Raw genomic sequence first — 18,409 nt, 5'->3', positions numbered from 1 at the left:
GATGAAATCCGGGGAGGCAGGAAGAAAAGGATCAGTGGCGCGACCAGCGATGCCCTTTTCGCGGATGAATGCGCGCCTACAGGCGCGCTGTGGCCAAGGGCATGCTGGCGAAGGTTTACTTGCCGATGCAGAAACTGGAGAAGATCCGCCCCAGCAGGTCGTCGCTGCTGAAGGCGCCGGTGATCTCGCCCAGTGCCTGTTGCGCCATGCGCAGGTCTTCGGCCAGCAGCTCGCCGGCGCCCATCAGGGTGAGCTGGTTGCGGCCGTGCTCGAGGTACTGCTCGGCCTGATGCAGCGCCTCCAGGTGGCGGCGGCGGGCGCTGAAGCCGCTTTCTGCGGTCTGTTGATAACCCATGCAGGCTTTCAGGTGTTCGCGCAGCAGCTCGAGGCCTTCGGCGGACTTGGCCGACAGGCTGAGGGTGACATGGCCATCGGCACTGGTTTCTAGTGTCACTGCCTCGCCGGACAGGTCGGCCTTGTTGCGGATCAGGGTGACTCGTGCTGGATCCGGACGCTGCTCTAAAAACTCTGGCCAGAGGGCAAAGGGATCGGCGGCTTCCGGCGCAGTGGAGTCCACTACCAGCAGCACGCGATCCGCCTCGCTGATGGCCTTGAGCGCGCGCTCCACGCCGATACGCTCGACCTGGTCGTCGGTGTCGCGCAGACCGGCGGTGTCGACTACGTGCAGTGGCATGCCGTCGATGTGGATATGTTCACGCAGCACGTCACGGGTGGTGCCGGCGATATCGGTGACGATGGCTGCTTCGCGTCCAGCCAGGGCATTGAGCAGGCTGGATTTGCCGGCATTGGGGCGGCCGGCGATAACCACGGTCATGCCATCGCGCAGCAGGGCACCCTGACCCGCTTCACGCAGCACTGTGGATAAATTGGCACGCACGCCATCGAGCTGGTTCAGTACATGGCCATCGGCAAGAAAGTCGATTTCTTCCTCGGGGAAGTCGATGGCGGCTTCGACATAGATGCGCAGCTGAATCAGCGATTCGGTCAGCGCATGCACACGCCTGGAGAACTCGCCTTGCAACGAACGCAGGGCATTGCGTGCGGCCTGTTCGGAGCTGGCTTCGATCAGGTCGGCGATGGCTTCGGCCTGGGCCAGGTCGAGCTTGTCGTTGAGAAACGCACGCTCGCTGAACTCACCGGGCCGAGCCAGGCGTGCACCCAGCTCCATGCAACGGCGCAACAGCAGGTCGAGCACCACCGGGCCGCCATGGCCCTGCAACTCCAGCACGTCTTCGCCGGTGAAGGAGTTGGGGCCGGGGAAGTAGATGGCCAGGCCTTCGTCCAGCGTCAGTCCCTGTTCACCGAAGAAAGGGCCGTGATGGGCGAAGCGCGGCTTCAACTCGCGCCTGCAGATGGCCTGTGCCAGTTGTCCCGCCAATGGCCCGGATACGCGCACGATGCCCACACCGCCCCGACCTTGGGCAGTAGCGACAGCGGCGATGGTGTCTCGGGCATGGTTCATGGGGCTTCTCGCTACAGGTGAAGGTGTTGGCATTGTGCCGGATAGCAAAACGCCCCAATCATGGGGCGTTTGCTTGATGCTTGGAAGCCTTGGCGAATCAGGCGTTGGCCGTTTTCGCTGCTGCTTCGATCTTGCGCGTAATGTACCACTGCTGGGCGATGGACAGGATGTTGTTGACCACCCAGTACAGCACCAGACCAGCCGGGAACCACAGGAAGAAGAAGGTGAAGATGATCGGCATCAGCTTCAGCACACGGGCCTGCATGGGGTCCGGCGGAGTCGGGTTGAGCTGCTGCTGAATGAACATGGTCGCGCCCATGATGATCGGCAGGATGAAGAACGGATCCTTGATCGACAGGTCGGTGATCCACAGCAGCCAGGGCGCCTGACGCATCTCGACGGATTCCAGCAGCACCCAGTACAGGGCGAGGAATACCGGCATCTGCACCAGAATCGGCAAGCAGCCGCCCAGCGGATTGATCTTCTCTTTCTTGTACAGCTCCATCATCGCCTGGGACATCTTCTGGCGATCGTCACCGAACTGTTCCTTCAGCGCCTGCAGTTTCGGCGAGACGGCACGCATACGGGCCATCGAGCGGTAGCTGGCAGCCGACAGCGGGAAGAAGATCAGCTTGATGATGATGGTCAGGAAGATGATCGACCAACCCCAGTTACCGAGCAGACCATGGATCACTTCCAGCAGCCAGAAGATCGGCTGTGCGAGGAACCACAGGAAGCCGTAGTCAACAGTCAGCTCCAGGCCTGGAGACAGGGTGCCGAGATGTTCCTGCAGTTTGGGGCCAGCATACAGAATGGCGCCGGTTTCGCCCTGGGCGCCGGCAGCGATCTGCACGGACGGGCCGGTGAAACCAACGATGTAGTTACCCTGGCTGTCCTTGCGGGTCTGTACCAGGTTGGTGCTGTCCTTGCTCGGCACCCAGGCGGTGACGAAGTAGTGCTGCAGCCAGGCAACCCAGCCGCCCTGTACGGTTTCCTTGAAGGACTGCTTGTCGATGTCCTTCATCGACACCTTCTTATAGGGCTCTTCGCTGGTCCACAGCGCGGCGCCCAGATAGGTGGCGGTGCCAGTGGCGGTGGTCGAGGACGGATCACCACTGTTGTCGCGCTTGAGCTGGGCGAACAGATTGCCGCTCCAGGCCTGGTCGCTCTGGTTGTCGATCAGGTAACGCACGTCGACCTGGTAGGCGGACGGATCGATGCAGCCAGGTTTCTTCAGCTCTTGCTCGCGTGCCGAGCACTGCGGGTTGAGACCACGCTTGAAGCTGTAGCGCTTGATGTAGCTGACGCCATTTTCGCTGTAGGTCAGGTCGACCACCAGGCTGTTCTGGTCAGCCGCCATTTCATAGCTTTGCTTTTCGCTCGACCACAGGGCACGACGGCTGGAGCTGTCTGGTGCGTTCTGGCCGATCAGGCCGCTTTGCGCCAGGTAAGTCCGCTCGTTGCCGTTGTCGAACAGCTGGAAGGGGACGTCCGGACGATCCTGGCGACGCGGGTACTGCGGCAGACGCAGTTGCACGATATCGCCACCACGCGGGTCGATGGCCAGATCGAGCACGTCGGTTTTGACACGAATCAGCTCATCGCTGGCTGCGGCAGTCGGTGCAACGGCTGCTGCAGTTGGCTCGGCCACGGCAGTAGGAATGTCGTCGCTACCGGTGCTGGCGGTTGCAGCAGGTGTGTCGGGCAGAGCGGGCGTCGCAGCGGTCGAGGTACTAACCTCGGCTGGCAGGGCAGCCTGGCCATAGTCCTCATTCCATTGCAGGACCATGAGGTAGGACACGACTGCCAGGGCGACGATCAGGATCGAACGTTGGATATCCATGATTATTCGGCCATCGAAGGGGAACGGGATGTTTTAACGGGTGGAACCGGATCGTAACCGCCGGCATTCCAGGGGTGACAACGACCAAGACGGCGCGCTGTCAGCCAGCCACCACGCAGGAAGCCATGTTGCTCGATGGCTTCATAGGCATAGCAGGAGCAGCTGGGGTAGAAACGGCAGTGACTGGCCATCAGTGGGCTGATGGCGTAGCGATAAACCTGGATACAGGCAAGAGCCGCTTTACGCATGGGGATTGTCGCTTGTCCCGGAGGATAAGTCAGCGTCGCGACTGGGCCGGCTTCGGGCCAAGCGTTTCCAGAGTTTGCCGAACTGCTGAGCGAGTTCGCCATTCTCAAGATCGCCTAGCCCTTTGCGGGCGACCACCACGATGTCCCAGCCTGTCAGGTTGTCCTGATTGAGGCGGAAGGACTCGCGGATTTGACGCTTGATGCGGTTGCGCTCGACGGCGAGCTTGACGCTCTTCTTGCCGATCACCAAACCTAGCCGGGGATGATCAAGCTGGTTATCGCGCGCTAGCAGCAGGACATTCTTGCCCGGCGCCTTACCGCTTGGGGAGTCGAAGACTGCCTTGAATTGCCTGGGAGTCAGCAGTCGCTTGTCCCGGCCGAAGTCTCGACTCACCACCTGTCTGGATCAATTAGACAGTCAGACGCTTACGGCCCTTGGCGCGACGACGCGACAGGACGGTACGGCCGTTCTTGGTGGCCATGCGGGCACGGAAACCGTGGGTGCGAGCGCGCTTGATGGTGCTGGGTTGGAAAGTGCGTTTCATGGTGCGTTACCTGGGTGATCGACTAGGGTCGGAATGACCCCGGTTTTAAGAGACCAACAATTCTAGAGAAAGCCACGCGGCAGGTCAATTTCCAACCAACCTTATTCGTCGGATAGATAAAGAAAGAAGAGAAAGAATTTAAAGCTCTTTTTCTGTGTTTATGTTGATTAGCAGCGCCCCGATCTGTGGACAACCTGCTGACAGCATTGCTACCAGTGTCCTTGTCGGGATGATAACCCTGTCGAAAAGACGTGCTGCGCTTGTGCGATGCCTGCTTGGAAGCTGAGGATGGAATGCCCTTTTACCCACAGGCTGGTTATCCGTGGGCTCATCCCCAGGGTTTTACAGAGACTTGCAGGCGGATTATCCACAAGGTTTATTGCCCAGCTGATAAGCCTTGTGAATGTAACTAAGACTTTGATTTTGCGTGTCCATTGAGTTCAAGCTGTGTGGATAACTCAGTCATGGGCCGGTACAATGGCGGCTGTTTTTGCATCGCCGCCCAAGGGGATAGTCAGTGTCAGTGGAACTATGGCAGCAATGTGTCGAGCTTCTGCGCGATGAGTTGCCGGCCCAGCAATTCAACACCTGGATCCGTCCTCTGCAGGTCGAAGCCGAAGGCGATGAACTGCGCGTCTATGCGCCGAATCGCTTCGTTCTCGATTGGGTCAACGAAAAGTATCTGAGCCGCTTGCTCGAGCTGATTGGCGAGCGCGCCAACGGTATGGTGCCTGCGCTGTCCTTATTAATAGGTAGCAAGCGTGCCGCGACTGCCCGCGTTGCGCCAACCGCACCACTGCCGGCTGCCGCGCGTGCGGCTCAGGTACAGGTTGCCGCTGCCGTGAGCAAACCGTTGCCGCCTCCGGCGCAAACAGAACCTTCGCGGGCCAGCTTCGATTCGATGGCCGGTGCCGCACCGCAACCACCGACGCCAGCGGTTGCCCCGCGTACCGAACGCTCCGTGCAGGTCGAAGGTGGCCTCAAGCACACCAGTTACCTCAATCGTACCTTTACCTTCGATAACTTCGTCGAGGGCAAGTCGAACCAGTTGGCCCGTGCGGCTGCCTGGCAGGTGGCGGACAACCCCAAGCATGGCTACAACCCGCTGTTTCTGTATGGCGGTGTCGGCCTGGGCAAGACCCACCTGATGCATGCTGTGGGCAACCACCTGCTGGCGAAGAATCCCAATGCCAAGGTGGTGTACCTGCATTCCGAGCGTTTCGTCGCCGACATGGTCAAGGCGTTGCAACTCAACGCCATCAACGAGTTCAAGCGCTTCTACCGTTCGGTGGACGCACTGCTGATCGATGACATCCAGTTCTTCGCCAAGAAGGAACGCTCTCAGGAGGAGTTCTTCCACACCTTCAACGCATTGCTCGAAGGTGGTCAGCAGGTGATTCTCACCAGCGACCGTTACCCGAAGGAGATCGAAGGCCTGGAAGAGCGTCTCAAGTCGCGTTTCGGCTGGGGCCTGACCGTGGCCGTGGAACCGCCGGAACTGGAAACCCGTGTAGCGATCCTGATGAAGAAGGCCGACCAGGCCAAGGTCGATCTGCCGCACGATGCCGCTTTCTTCATCGCCCAGCGCATCCGTTCCAACGTGCGCGAGCTGGAAGGTGCGCTGAAGCGTGTGATCGCCCACTCGCATTTCATGGGGCGCGACATCACCATCGAGCTGATTCGCGAATCGCTCAAGGATCTGCTGGCCCTGCAGGACAAGCTGGTCAGCATCGACAACATCCAGCGCACCACGGCCGAGTACTACAAGATCAAGATCACCGATCTGCTCTCTAAGCGCCGCTCGCGTTCGATTGCTCGGCCGCGTCAGGTGGCCATGGCGTTATCCAAGGAACTGACCAATCACAGCCTGCCGGAAATCGGTGTGGCCTTCGGCGGTCGCGATCACACCACGGTGTTGCACGCATGCCGTAAGATTGCTGAACTTAGGGGATCCGATGCGGACATCCGCGAGGATTACAAGAACCTGCTGCGTACGCTTACAACCTGATTCGCAGCTCCACGAGGCAAGGGACTAGACCATGCATTTCACCATTCAACGCGAAGCCCTGTTGAAACCCCTGCAACTGGTCGCCGGTGTCGTGGAACGACGCCAGACGCTGCCGGTTCTGTCCAATGTGCTGCTGGTCGTCGAAGGCCAGCAATTATCGCTGACCGGTACCGACCTCGAAGTCGAACTGGTAGGTCGTGTGACGCTGGAAGACGCTGCCGAGCCGGGCGAGATCACCGTGCCGGCGCGTAAGCTGATGGACATTTGCAAGAGCTTGCCGAGCGATGCGCTGATCGACATCCGCGTCGATGATCAGAAGTTGCTGGTCAAGGCAGGCCGTAGCCGCTTTACCCTGTCCACCCTGCCGGCCAACGACTTCCCCACCGTCGAGGAAGGCCCGGGTTCGCTGACCTTCAACCTGCCGCAAGCCAAGCTGCGTCGCCTGGTAGAGCGCACCAGCTTCGCCATGGCCCAGCAGGACGTGCGCTACTACCTCAACGGCATGCTGCTGGAAGTGCAGAGCGGCCTGTTGCGAGCCGTGGCTACCGATGGTCACCGTCTGGCCATGTGCTCGATGGAGGCTGTGATTCAACAAGAAGGCAAGCATCAGGTCATCGTGCCGCGTAAAGGTATTCTTGAACTGGCGCGCTTGCTCACCGAGCAGGACGCTGAAGTCAGCATCGTACTGGGTCAGCATCACATCCGTGCCAACACCGGCGAGTTCACCTTCACCTCGAAGCTGGTAGATGGCAAGTTCCCGGATTACGAGCGTGTGCTGCCACGCGGTGGCGACAAGCTGGTACTGGCGGATCGTCAGGGCCTGCGTGAAGCCTTCAGCCGTACGGCGATTCTCTCCAACGAAAAATACCGTGGCATTCGCCTGACTCTGGCGGCTGGTCTGCTGAAAATTCAGGCCAACAACCCGGAACAGGAAGAGGCCGAGGAAGAAATCGTTGTCGACTATAACGGCGGTGGTCTGGAGATTGGTTTCAACGTCAGCTATCTGCTGGATGTACTGGGCGTAATGGGGACCGAGCAAGTGCGCCTGATCCTGTCCGATTCCAACAGCAGTGCTCTGTTGCAGGAAGCCGACAACGATGATTCTGCCTACGTTGTAATGCCGATGCGCCTTTAATGTCACTGAGCCGTATCACGGTCACCGCGGTGCGTAACCTGCACCCGGTGACCCTCTCCCCCTCCTCCCGCATCAACATCCTCCACGGCGACAACGGCAGCGGCAAGACCAGCGTGCTGGAAGCGATCCATCTGCTCGGCCTTGCCCGCTCCTTCCGCAGCACTCGCTTGCAGCCGGTGATTCATTACGAGCAACCGGCTTGTACCGTTTTTGGGCAGGTGCAATTGGCCGAGGGCGGCTCCAGCAATCTGGGCATTTCCCGTGATCGTCAGGGCGAACTGCAGATTCGTATCGATGGGCAGAACGCGCGCAGTGCTGCACAACTGGCTGACTTATTGCCACTTCAATTGATCAACCCGGATAGTTTTCGTCTGCTCGAAGGTGCGCCGAAGATCCGCCGGCAGTTTCTCGATTGGGGCGTGTTCCACGTGGAACATCGCTTTCTCGGCGCCTGGCAGCGCCTGCAGAAAGCCCTGCGGCAGCGGAACTCATGGCTGCGCCATGGTACACTTGACAGTGCTTCGCAGGTCGCGTGGGATCGCGAATTGTGCAGTGCGAGTGAGGAAATCGACACCTATCGCAGAGCCTACATTCAGGCGTTGAAGCCGGTGTTCGAACGAACTCTTGCCGAGCTGCTGCAGTTGGAAGGTCTGACCCTGAGTTACTACCGAGGTTGGGACAAGGATAGAGAGCTGAGCGAGGTGCTCGCCACTTCCCTGTTCCGTGACCAGCAACTCGGGCACACCCAGGCTGGCCCACAGCGCGCAGATTTGCGTCTGCGCCTGGCGGGGCATAACGCGGCAGAAATCCTGTCGCGAGGGCAACAGAAACTCGTGGTGTGTGCGTTACGCATCGCCCAGGGCCACTTGGTCAATGAAGCCAAGCGTGGCCAATGTATCTATCTGGTGGACGACCTACCGTCGGAACTGGATGAACAGCATCGACAGGCACTGTGCCGGTTGCTGGAAGATTTGCACTGCCAGGTGTTCATCACCTGTGTGGATCATGAATTGTTGAGGGAAGGCTGGCAGACGGATACGCCGGTTGCTGTGTTCCACGTGGAACATGGCCGTATCACCCAGACCCAAGACCATCGGGAGTGAAGGCATGAGCGAGAACCAAACGTACGACTCCTCCAGCATCAAAGTGCTGAAAGGACTGGACGCCGTACGCAAACGTCCCGGGATGTACATCGGTGACACTGACGATGGTAGTGGTCTGCACCACATGGTGTTCGAGGTGGTCGACAACTCGATCGACGAAGCGCTGGCCGGCTATTGCAGCGAAATCACCATTACCATCCACCCTGATGAGTCGATCAGTGTGCGCGATAACGGCCGTGGTATCCCGGTCGATGTGCACAAGGAAGAAGGTGTATCTGCAGCCGAGGTCATCATGACCGTGCTACATGCCGGCGGTAAGTTCGACGACAACAGCTACAAGGTGTCCGGCGGCCTGCATGGTGTGGGTGTGTCGGTGGTCAACGCCCTTTCCAAGGAACTGATTCTGACCATTCGCCGTAGCGGCAAGATCTGGGAACAGACCTACGTGCATGGTGTGCCGCAAGCCCCCCTAACTGCTGTAGGTGATACCGACAGTACCGGCACGCAAATCCACTTCAAGCCCTCCGAAGAAACCTTCGCCAACATTCACTTCAGCTGGGACATCCTGGCCAAGCGTCTGCGTGAGCTGTCCTTCCTCAACTCCGGTGTGGGCATCCTGCTGCGTGACGAACGCACCGGCAAGGAAGAGCTGTTCAAGTACGAGGGCGGCCTGAAAGCCTTCGTCGAGTACCTGAACACCAACAAGACCGTGGTCAACCAGGTGTTCCACTTCAATGTGCAGCGTGAAGAAGACGGTGTTGGTGTCGAAGTCGCCCTGCAGTGGAACGACAGCTTCAACGAGAACCTGCTCTGCTTCACCAACAACATTCCGCAGCGCGACGGTGGTACTCACCTGGCGGGCTTCCGCTCTGCCCTCACCCGCCACCTGAACAACTACATCGAGTCCGAAGGGCTGGCGAAAAAGTTCAAGGTGTCCACCACCGGTGACGACGCCCGCGAAGGCCTGACTGCAATTATCTCGGTCAAGGTGCCGGATCCTAAATTCAGCTCGCAGACCAAGGACAAGCTGGTCTCCAGCGAGGTGAAAACCGCAGTCGAACAGGAAATGGGCAAGTACTTCTCCGACTTCCTGCTGGAAAACCCCAACGAAGCCAAGGCCGTGGTCGGCAAGATGATCGATGCTGCCCGTGCCCGTGAGGCCGCGCGTAAGGCGCGTGAGATGACCCGCCGCAAGGGTGCGCTGGACATCGCCGGCCTGCCCGGCAAGCTGGCCGACTGCCAGGAAAAAGACCCGGCGCTGTCCGAACTCTACATCGTGGAGGGTGATTCCGCGGGCGGTTCTGCCAAGCAGGGCCGTAACCGCAAGACCCAGGCGATCCTGCCGCTCAAGGGCAAGATCCTCAACGTCGAACGCGCGCGTTTCGACCGCATGATTTCCTCGCAGGAAGTCGGCACGCTGATCACTGCGCTCGGCTGTGGTATCGGCCGTGACGAGTACAACATCGACAAGCTGCGCTACCACAACATCATCATCATGACCGATGCTGACGTCGACGGTTCGCACATCCGCACCCTGCTGCTGACCTTCTTCTTCCGTCAGTTGCCGGAGCTGGTCGAGCGCGGCTACATCTACATCGCCCAGCCGCCGCTGTACAAGGTGAAGAAAGGCAAGCAGGAGCAGTACATCAAGGACGACGATGCCATGGAGGAATACATGACCCAGTCGGCCCTGGAGGACGCCAGCCTGCACGTCAACGAGAACGCCCCGGGCCTGTCCGGTGGCGCACTGGAGAAACTGGTCGGCGAATACCGTGGCGTGATGAAGACCCTTGATCGTCTGTCACGCGTCTACCCCAAGGACATCACCGAACACTTCGTCTACCTGCCGCGCATCGCTGTCGAGCAACTGGCTGACCAGGCGTTCATGCAGAACTGGCTGGAAGGCTTCGCGGCACGTCTGAAGACCATCGAAAAATCTGGCCAGACCTACTTCGCCAGCCTGCGTGAAGACCGCGAGCGCCACCTGTGGCTGCCGGAGGTCGAGGTCAAATCGCACGGTCTTGCTAGCTACACCACCTTCAACCGCGACTTCTTCGCCAGCAATGACTACAAGACCGTCACTACCCTGGGCGACCAACTGAACAATCTATTGGAAGAAGGCGCCTTTGTTCAGCGTGGCGAGCGCAAGAAACCGGTCAGCACCTTCAAGGAAGCGCTGGACTGGCTGATGGCCGAAAGCACCAAGCGTCACAGCATCCAGCGCTATAAAGGTCTCGGTGAGATGAACCCGGATCAGCTGTGGGAAACCACCATGGACCCGGAAGTGCGGCGCATGCTCAAGGTAACCATCGAAGACGCCATCGCCGCCGACCAGATCTTCAACACCCTGATGGGCGACGCCGTGGAGCCGCGCCGCGACTTCATCGAGTCCAACGCCCTGGCGGTGTCGAACCTGGACTTCTGATACGCATGTCGACGGGCAGATAAATTGTCATGTTTGTGCAAGTTATTGTCATGACAATTTCTGTCACTACCCCGGCCTAGAGCCGGGGTTTTTCTTTTTGTATCAGTGGATTAGCCGAAGAAACGGAGCCCGCCACTGGTAGGGTTTGTAGTGAAGCTACAGAGAATGCTGGAAAATCTCGTGCTGGCGGGGCCGGAATCTGGGAGATTCTGAGGGGGAGCCGGAGCTCTGCAATTCATGGCATCCAAAGCAGCGCGACCCATCGGGGATGTTGCTCGAACGAATTTTCTTGCGGCTGTAGGTGCGCACTAGGCCCTTTTCCGTGCTGTTAGACTTAAGCGATATCAATGGAGCGCTTTTGCTCCAAATCGCACCTAACAGGAAGTACGTGTATGACAAGACGTGTTGTCGGCATTGTGGTCGTAGGGCAAAGCGCTACGGTTGTGGACACAGAAGTCCCAGACGATCAAAGCCAACCGATCACAATCATTTCTGACTCGACGTGGAATCTACAAAAAGGTGACCGAGCGCCTGCGCTCTCTGTGCTGCATCAGCGCTGTTCTGATTACGTTCGTGAGAACAAGGTTGACCGTGTCGTCGTCAAGGGAAGCGCCCTCCCCACGGGGGCTGCGAAATTGGCACTACTTGAGAGTGCTGAGGTAAGGGGGGTAGTAATCGCAGCGGCAGCATCGTCATCAGAGGTCTTCATACTTTCGAAGGCTGTAATCAGCCGTACCTTTGGTGACCGGAAGGTTGACGAGTACTTACGAGACGATGGGTTCTGGAATGGTCGCATCGATGGCGCCAATCTGAGAAAGACCAGTCGGGAGGCAGCAATGCTCATTCTTGCGGCGAGGAATCGTTGATGGTTGGGGTAGTCCCAGATCTTCATGTCGGGCGTAAGCTTGGAAATGGCCACTTCGGCGAGGTCTTTCTCGGCGAAGATGGAGTCCATGGTGTTGCCGCTGACCGAAAACTGACCCAGTAGAGGCTGTTCTGCCGACTGAAAACTGACCCAGGTGTTCAACTGCTTCTGCTCAATTTTTGAGCAGGAGAACACAGGGTGATCAGTATGGAAATGATGGGCAAAATTCGGCGGATGTATTTCCGCGACAAGCTGTCGCTGCATGAGATAGCCAAGCGCACCGGGCTGGCGCGCAACACGATTCGCAAGTGGGTCAGAGCACCTGAGGCCAAGCAGCCGGTGTACCAACGCCGCGCGATCTTTAACAAACTCAGCCCTTTTCACGCCACGCTAGAGCAGGCGCTAAAAGCCGATTCGCTGCGCCCCAAGCAACAGCGGCGCAGTGCCAAGGCGCTGTTGGCGCAAATCAAAGCCGATGGTTATGACGGTGGCTACAGCCAGCTCACCGCGTTTATCCGTGCCTGGCGAGGGGGACAGGGCAAGGCGTCGCAGGCCTTTGTGCCGCTGACCTTTGCTCTTGGCGAGGCGTTTCAGTTTGACTGGAGCGAGGAAGGCTTGCTGGTCGGCGGCATTTACCGGCGTATGCAGGTGGCACATCTGAAGCTGTGTGCCAGCCGTGCGTTCTGGCTTGTGGCGTATCCGAGCCAGGGCCATGAGATGTTATTTGACGCCCATACACGCTCGTTCGGCGCCTTGGGCGGCGTGCCGCGCCGGGGCATCTACGACAACATGAAGACCGCCGTCGACAAGGTCAATAAGGGCAAAGGCCGGGCGGTGAATGCACGCTTTGCGGTGATGTGCGCGCATTACCTGTTCGATCCGGACTTCTGCAACGTCGCCGCTGGTTGGGAAAAGGGCATCGTTGAAAAGAACGTGCAAGACAGCCGCAGGCGTATCTGGCTAGACGCCCACGACTGCCAGTTTCACTCCTTCGAGGAACTCAATGCCTGGCTGGGCCAGCGCTGCCGCGCGCTTTGGAACGAGCTGACGCACCCTCAATACAGCGGGCTGAGTGTAGCCGAAGTGCTGGAGTTGGAGCGCGCTGAACTGATGCCTGTGCCAGCGCCATTCGACGGTTACGTCGAGCGGCCTGCGCGGGTCTCCAGCACCTGCCTGGTCAGCGTCGGGCGCAACCGCTACTCGGTGCCATGTGAGTACGCGGGTAAGTGGGTCAGCAGCCGTTTGTATCCGACGCGAATCGAGGTGGTGGCTGACGACGCGCTGATCGCCAGCCATGTCCGCTTGCTGGATCGCGACCAGGTCAGCTATGACTGGCAGCACTACCTCCCGCTGATCGAACGCAAGCCCGGTGCGCTGCGCAACGGCGCGCCCTTTGCTGATCTGCCGGTGCCGCTGCGTCAGCTTAAGCACGGCCTGGGGCGTCATGCCGGCGGTGACCGGATAATGGCGCAAGTCCTGGCTGCCGTACCGGTCGCCGGACTCGATGCCGTGCTGGTAGCCGTTGAGCTGGTACTGGAGAGCGGCAGCCTGAGCGCCGAACACATCCTCAATGTCGTGGCACGGCTGACAGCATCCGAACCACCACCCAGCGTCGAAACCCACTTGTCGCTCAAGGAAGCCCCCGTCGCTAACACGGCGCGCTACGACCGCCTGCGTGGCCAGGCCGAGGAGGTCGGTCATGCGTGATTTGATGGCGGAACTCAAGGAACTGCGCCTGCACGGCATGGCCACGGCCTGGGCGGAGTTAACTGCACAGGGTGAGTCGAACACAGCCTCGTCCAAGTGGCTGCTCGAACACCTGCTGGAACAAGAGCACACAGATCGCGCCATGCGCTCGGTGAGCCACCAGATGAACATGGCCAAGCTGCCGATGCACCGCGATCTGGCCGGCTTCGACTTCAGCGCCTCCAGCGCCGACGCACGCCTGATCAGCGAGCTGGCCAGCCTGGCCTTTACCGACACCGCGCAGAACGTGGTGCTGATCGGTGGGCCAGGCACCGGTAAAACCCACCTAGCCACCGCGCTGGCCGTGTCCGGCATCACCCGGCATGGCAAGCGCGTGCGCTTCTACTCCACGGTCGATCTGGTCAATCTGCTGGAGCGCGAAAAACACGACGGCAAAGCCGGGCGGATCGCCCAGGCACTGCTGCGCATGGATCTGGTCATCCTCGACGAGCTGGGGTATCTGCCCTTCAGTCAGGCCGGTGGCGCGCTGCTATTTCACCTGCTGTCCAAACTGTACGAGCACACCAGCGTGGTGATCACCACCAACCTGAGCTTCGCCGAATGGTCGAGCGTGTTCGGCGACGCCAAGATGACCACCGCCCTGCTGGATCGGCTGACCCACCACTGCCACATCGTCGAAACCGGTAACGAGTCCTATCGCCTGCAACACAGTAGCTTGGCGGCCCAGGCCAAGATCAAATCACGGGAGCGAAAGCGTAAGGGCGGCCAGGAACCGGAGGACGATGAGCCGTTCTGATGTCATGGTGACGACGGCCTGCTGCATGGCTGCATGTCGCAGGTCTTCAACAGCTGAACTGGGACAGCGAGGGAGTGGGTTCAAAAGCAGCTGCGCTGGTAGACTTATCCACAGTTGCTGGTAACAAAATCAGCAATCCGCCCTGGGTCAAATTTCAATCGGCAGGGTGGGTCAATTTTCCATCAGCGCCAACAGCATAAGTACACCGAGTCTTCGGAAGCGGAAATGTCGGCGGCGGAGTGGGACTTTGCTGAGCAGGAGTACCGCCGCTTTCTGACTCTGAAGTGCTTTTATCCCTCGGTAGCCTTGGTGCCTAGCAAGATGGTGGATGCCATTTGGCACGCCCATATTCTGGATACCCGCGCTTATCGTGAGGATTGCCAGCAGGTCTTCGGTCGCTTCATTGACCACTACCCCTACTTCGGCATCTACGGCAAGGACGACTATCAGGAGTTGAAAAGCGCCTTTACCCAAACCGTGGCGCTGTATGAGAAGCACTTTGGTGCGTATCCGGGCGGTGGCAGTGAAGCTCAAGCCATGCGCTGCAAGGATCACGCGTGTCACGTCGAGTCTAAGTGTGCATGCCGTGTTGAGGGTGCATGCAAAGACGATGTAGCGGCCTATTAAATCTGGAGGTGGATATGAGTAAGCAGCCTAAAAGCCCTTCCGGCCAAACACCCAAACCAGCTCCTCGCCCGGTCGTCCCCAATTTGCCCAGCACCACGGGGAACAAATCGGGAGGTGGTCGCGGTAATTACCCACCAGCGAAGTCGAAGTAATTGAATAAGGTCAACAGGCTCATCAATGGGCCTGTTGACCTATCGCACAGGTGGAGCCTACCTCTGCCAGCTTGCAGCCCTGCTGGATCCCTGTATGCCCTGGGTCAAATTTAGTCGGCAGAGTGGGTCGAGATTTTCTTAACAGGATTGTTAATAAATTCCTGAGCAACGCGGCGGCAGGCATCAACCCATGCCCGTCAATCGTGAACGAGCGGTTGCCAAATAAGCGAAAGAATGCCATCGTAATGACGAATGTCTTTACATGGAGGCAGTCCCCATGGCTTCGATCAATATCCGCATCGACGACGAGCTGAAAGTCCGCGCGTACCGGGAACTGGAAAAGCTTGGCGTCACTCCTTCTGAGCTGATGCGCCAAGCTCTGCAATACGTGGCCGAACGCGGTCAGCTGCCCTTCCGTCCGGTACTGATGACCGAGGAAGATGAGGCCCTGATCGCCACTGTGCGTGAGCGCCTTGCTGCTCCCCAGCGCGTGAAGGTTTCGCTGGATGACCTATAGCCTCGAATTTGATGCGCGGGCGCTGAAGGAGTGGCACAAGTTGGGGGATACCGTCCGGGAGCAGCTCAAGAAAAAGCTCGCGGAGGTGTTGGTCAATCCGCGTGTTGAGGCAAATCGCCTTCATTCACTTCCCGACTGCTACAAGATCAAACTGCGCAGCAGCGGTTATCGCCTGGTGTATCAGGTGATCGACCATGAGGTGGTGGTGTTTGTCGTGGCCGTGGATCGGCGTGAACGCGAGCAGGCCTATCGCAAGGCCGCTGAGCGGCTCAAATAACGAGCTGCCTGCGTCAGACAGAATCGGGTTTCAATGCGATGAGTGATGGCGATCTGTTGGAGCAACTGCGGGCTGAGAATGCTCGTCTGATCGCATTGCTGGAAACGCATGGCATTGAGTGGCGGCTACCGGCTGAGCGGCCAAAGCCTGAGCAGGCCGTGGCGCTGCCACCGCTAGTCCCGGTTCTGGATACCAATGAGAAGCTGGCGCTGTTCAATCGTCTATTCCGGGGGCGTGCCGATGTCTTTCCCCTGCGCTGGGAAAGCAAGACCGGAAAGACCGGCTACTCACCTGCGTGCGCTAATGAATGGCGCCCAGGTGTTTGTGAGAAGCCACGGATTAAATGTGGCGATTGCTCGTACCGACAGTTACTACCGCTGACCGACCAGGTGCTCTACAAGCACTTGGCCGGAGAGATTGTCGTCGGCGTTTACCCACTGCTGCCGGATGACACCTGCTACTTCCTGGCTGTGGACTTTGATGAAGCCGACTGGCGTGAAGATGTCACGGCGTTTGCCCAGTCATGTCGCAAGTTAGGCGTGCCGGTCGCGCTGGAGGTTTCTCGCTCCGGAAACGGTGCTCATGCCTGGATATTCTTCGAGCACAGCGTCCCGGCGGCTGAGGCACGTCTGCTTGGCTCCGCGATCATCAGCCATACCTGTGAACGTACCCGGCAGCTGACGCTGGGCTCTTACGACCGGCTGTTTCCAAACCAGGACAGCATGCCCAAGGGTGGTTTCGGAAATTTGATTGCGTTGCCCTTGCAGAAGAGGGCCCGAGCACAAGGTGGCAGTGTTTTTGTCGATGAGACGCTGATGCCCTATCCCGATCAGTGGGCATTTCTGGCCAGTGTCCAACCCATGCAGGTGAGGGACATTTCACCGGCCACTCTGCGGGCTAGCGGCGGTCGCCATCCGTTGGATGTCGCTGACCTAACAGATGATGAAAGCGCGAAGCCCTGGCAGCGCACGTCGGAAAAGACTCAGAAACTGACCTTTTCGTTACCAGCGTCGGTAAGCGTGACCCTGGCCAACCAGATCTATTTCAGCAAGTCCGAACTACCCCAGCCATTGGTCAACAAGCTCATTCGGCTGGCGGCATTTCAGAATCCCGAATTCTATAAGGCTCAAGCCATGCGGCTGCCGGTATGGAATAAGCCCCGGATCATCGGCTGTGCCGAAAACTATCCGCAGCACATTGCCCTGCCGCGAGGATGCCTGGATGACGTCCGGGCACTGTTGGGCGAAAACAAGGTAGAGCTGGTGCTGCATGATGAGCGCTTCGCTGGGGAGCCCATCGATGTCCGCTTTGTGGGAAAACTTCGTTCGGATCAGGAGGCTGCACTGGCGGGTATGCTGGGGCACGACACCGGCATCCTCTACGCTCCGACTGCATTCGGCAAAACGGTCACTGCTGCTGCCCTGATTGCGCAGCGTGGCGTGAACACGCTGGTGCTGGTTCACCGAACGGAACTGCTCCAGCAGTGGAAGGAACGGTTGCAGGCGTTTCTGGGGGCAGACAAGAAGACTGTTGGCAGCATCGGTGGAGGTAAGGCCAAGCCGACCGGCATCATCGATGTGGCGGTTATGCAGTCGCTATCGCGGCAAGGTGAGGTCAGCGAACAGGTAAAGAACTACGGGCAAATCATCGTGGATGAATGCCATCACCTGTCGGCGTTCTCCTTTGAGGCCCTTCTCAAGGCTGCCCCTGCGAGATATGTGCTGGGGCTGACCGCTACACCCATTCGGCGCGATGGCCAACAACCGATTATTTTCATGCAGTGCGGGCCGATTCGGCATACCGCCTCTCGGCCTGAGAGTGCCCCGGCAGAGTTGAGGGTAATTCCCAAGTGGTTGTTCCGGCCTATCGTCATGCCAGAAGGAGCCGGTATTCAGGATGTTTTCTTGCAGGTGTGCAGCGATGCGGAACGGACAGACAAGATTGTGTCTGAGGTCGAAGCAGCTTTTGGCCAGGGGAGAAAGATTCTGCTGCTGACGGAGCGAACTGATCACCTCAGTGCTATTGAGGAAAGGCTAGTTGGGCGAGTCGAAAGCCTGTTTACCCTGCACGGGCGGCTGTCCAAGAAACAGCGCGCCGCGCTAATCGGTGAACTGGAAGCGCTGTCGCCCGATGCAGCCAGGGTGATCCTGGCCACTGGGAAACTGGTAGGTGAGGGGTTCGATCATCCTGCGCTGGATACCTTGGTGCTGGCCATGCCGGTTTCCTGGAAGGGCACCCTCCAGCAGTATGCAGGTCGCCTGCATCGGGAGCATGCTGATAAGGCAGATGTCCGCATCATCGATTTCATCGACTCGGGGCATCCAGCCTTACTGCGTATGTGGAGCAAGCGCCAGGCTGGCTATAAGGCCATGGGCTACGAGTTTGCCGACGCACCCAGCTCAATGGAGCTTCTGCCGCAGGATTGATAAAGCCTTGAAACCTGCGACGGATGGGGATTCCGCTAAGTCAGGAACCCCGCTACGCTGCGTTCAATTGACAGGTTGGCAATCCGTTCAGCCCATTGCCCACGTGGCTTAGTGGCTGCGGTTTATCAGGCTTGTAGTGCCCGGAAGGCAGGGCATACGGAAAATGCCATTTATTCCGGTCATTTCGACGGAAAATGCCACTTTATCTGGCTCAATCATGCCAATAATGGCGCCCATTTTTCGCGTAAGTCA

Annotated in this window: 16 protein-coding genes; 11 read left to right on the top strand and 5 right to left on the bottom strand. The window is 58.9% G+C overall.

The features are described from left to right. Positions 1–115: 115 nt before the first annotated feature. The 5 genes from mnmE to rpmH form a co-directional block, all read right to left on the bottom strand. Positions 116–1,483: a tRNA uridine-5-carboxymethylaminomethyl(34) synthesis GTPase MnmE gene (gene mnmE, locus J7655_RS00615; RefSeq protein ID WP_230926109.1), complete on the bottom strand. Its 1,368-nt coding sequence runs from the start codon at positions 1,481–1,483 to the stop codon at positions 116–118. Between the two features lie 97 nt (positions 1,484–1,580). Continuing rightward, positions 1,581–3,326, bottom strand: coding sequence for a membrane protein insertase YidC (gene yidC, locus J7655_RS00610; RefSeq protein WP_230926108.1), 1,746 nt, complete (start codon positions 3,324–3,326; stop codon positions 1,581–1,583). Positions 3,327–3,328: 2 nt separating this feature from the next. After that, on the bottom strand, positions 3,329–3,574 hold the full coding sequence (gene yidD, locus J7655_RS00605) for a membrane protein insertion efficiency factor YidD (RefSeq protein WP_147811214.1): 246 nt from the start codon (positions 3,572–3,574) through the stop codon (positions 3,329–3,331). Further along, positions 3,567–3,971, bottom strand: coding sequence for a ribonuclease P protein component (rnpA, locus tag J7655_RS00600; RefSeq protein WP_230926107.1), 405 nt, complete (start codon positions 3,969–3,971; stop codon positions 3,567–3,569). Before rnpA ends, yidD begins: the two co-directional genes overlap by 8 nt. A gap of 13 nt (positions 3,972–3,984) precedes the next feature. After that, the gene (rpmH, locus tag J7655_RS00595) at positions 3,985–4,119 is read right to left on the bottom strand and encodes a 50S ribosomal protein L34 (RefSeq protein ID WP_230926106.1); all 135 of its coding nucleotides are present in this window, start codon (positions 4,117–4,119) and stop codon (positions 3,985–3,987) included. 517 nt (positions 4,120–4,636) lie between these two features. On the opposite strand from rpmH, the gene dnaA reads away from it, so the two are divergent. From dnaA to J7655_RS00540, 11 genes are all read left to right on the top strand, one after another. Further along, complete coding sequence (gene dnaA, locus J7655_RS00590; protein WP_147811212.1) at positions 4,637–6,127, top strand: chromosomal replication initiator protein DnaA; 1,491 nt, start codon at positions 4,637–4,639, stop codon at positions 6,125–6,127. 31 nt (positions 6,128–6,158) lie between these two features. Continuing rightward, positions 6,159–7,262 carry a DNA polymerase III subunit beta gene (dnaN, locus tag J7655_RS00585; RefSeq protein ID WP_230926105.1) on the top strand — a complete coding sequence of 368 codons (1,104 nt, stop codon included), beginning with the start codon at positions 6,159–6,161 and terminating at the stop codon, positions 7,260–7,262. After that, entirely contained in the window at positions 7,262–8,365 is a 1,104-nt protein-coding gene (gene recF, locus J7655_RS00580; protein WP_230926104.1) for a DNA replication/repair protein RecF, read from the top strand. The genes dnaN and recF overlap by 1 nt, the downstream gene beginning before the upstream one ends. 4 nt (positions 8,366–8,369) lie before the next feature. Continuing rightward, positions 8,370–10,790, top strand: coding sequence for a DNA topoisomerase (ATP-hydrolyzing) subunit B (gene gyrB, locus J7655_RS00575; RefSeq protein ID WP_230926103.1), 2,421 nt, complete (start codon positions 8,370–8,372; stop codon positions 10,788–10,790). Between the two features lie 392 nt (positions 10,791–11,182). Beyond that, positions 11,183–11,656 (top strand): hypothetical protein, encoded by a 474-nt coding sequence (locus J7655_RS00570; RefSeq protein ID WP_230926102.1) that lies wholly within the window; start codon positions 11,183–11,185, stop codon positions 11,654–11,656. A 206-nt stretch (positions 11,657–11,862) separates the two neighbouring features. Next, positions 11,863–13,362 (top strand): IS21-like element ISPst3 family transposase, encoded by a 1,500-nt coding sequence (gene istA, locus J7655_RS00565; RefSeq protein WP_230927644.1) that lies wholly within the window; start codon positions 11,863–11,865, stop codon positions 13,360–13,362. After that, positions 13,355–14,158: an IS21-like element ISPst3 family helper ATPase IstB gene (gene istB / locus J7655_RS00560; protein WP_010454871.1), complete on the top strand. Its 804-nt coding sequence runs from the start codon at positions 13,355–13,357 to the stop codon at positions 14,156–14,158. Before istA ends, istB begins: the two co-directional genes overlap by 8 nt. 225 nt (positions 14,159–14,383) lie before the next feature. After that, complete coding sequence (locus J7655_RS00555; protein ID WP_230926101.1) at positions 14,384–14,785, top strand: glycine-rich domain-containing protein; 402 nt, start codon at positions 14,384–14,386, stop codon at positions 14,783–14,785. Positions 14,786–15,214: 429 nt separating this feature from the next. Next, positions 15,215–15,454 (top strand): type II toxin-antitoxin system RelB/DinJ family antitoxin, encoded by a 240-nt coding sequence (locus J7655_RS00550; protein ID WP_084314717.1) that lies wholly within the window; start codon positions 15,215–15,217, stop codon positions 15,452–15,454. Next, complete coding sequence (locus tag J7655_RS00545; protein WP_230926100.1) at positions 15,444–15,731, top strand: type II toxin-antitoxin system RelE family toxin; 288 nt, start codon at positions 15,444–15,446, stop codon at positions 15,729–15,731. The genes J7655_RS00550 and J7655_RS00545 overlap by 11 nt, the downstream gene beginning before the upstream one ends. 38 nt (positions 15,732–15,769) lie before the next feature. After that, complete coding sequence (locus J7655_RS00540; RefSeq protein ID WP_230926099.1) at positions 15,770–18,157, top strand: TOTE conflict system archaeo-eukaryotic primase domain-containing protein; 2,388 nt, start codon at positions 15,770–15,772, stop codon at positions 18,155–18,157. Positions 18,158–18,409 lie beyond the last annotated feature (252 nt).

This window comes from Pseudomonas wenzhouensis, assembly GCF_021029445.1.
Taxonomy (GTDB): Bacteria; Pseudomonadota; Gammaproteobacteria; order Pseudomonadales; family Pseudomonadaceae; genus Aquipseudomonas; species Aquipseudomonas wenzhouensis.
This window is presented reverse-complemented; position numbering and strand designations above follow the sequence as displayed.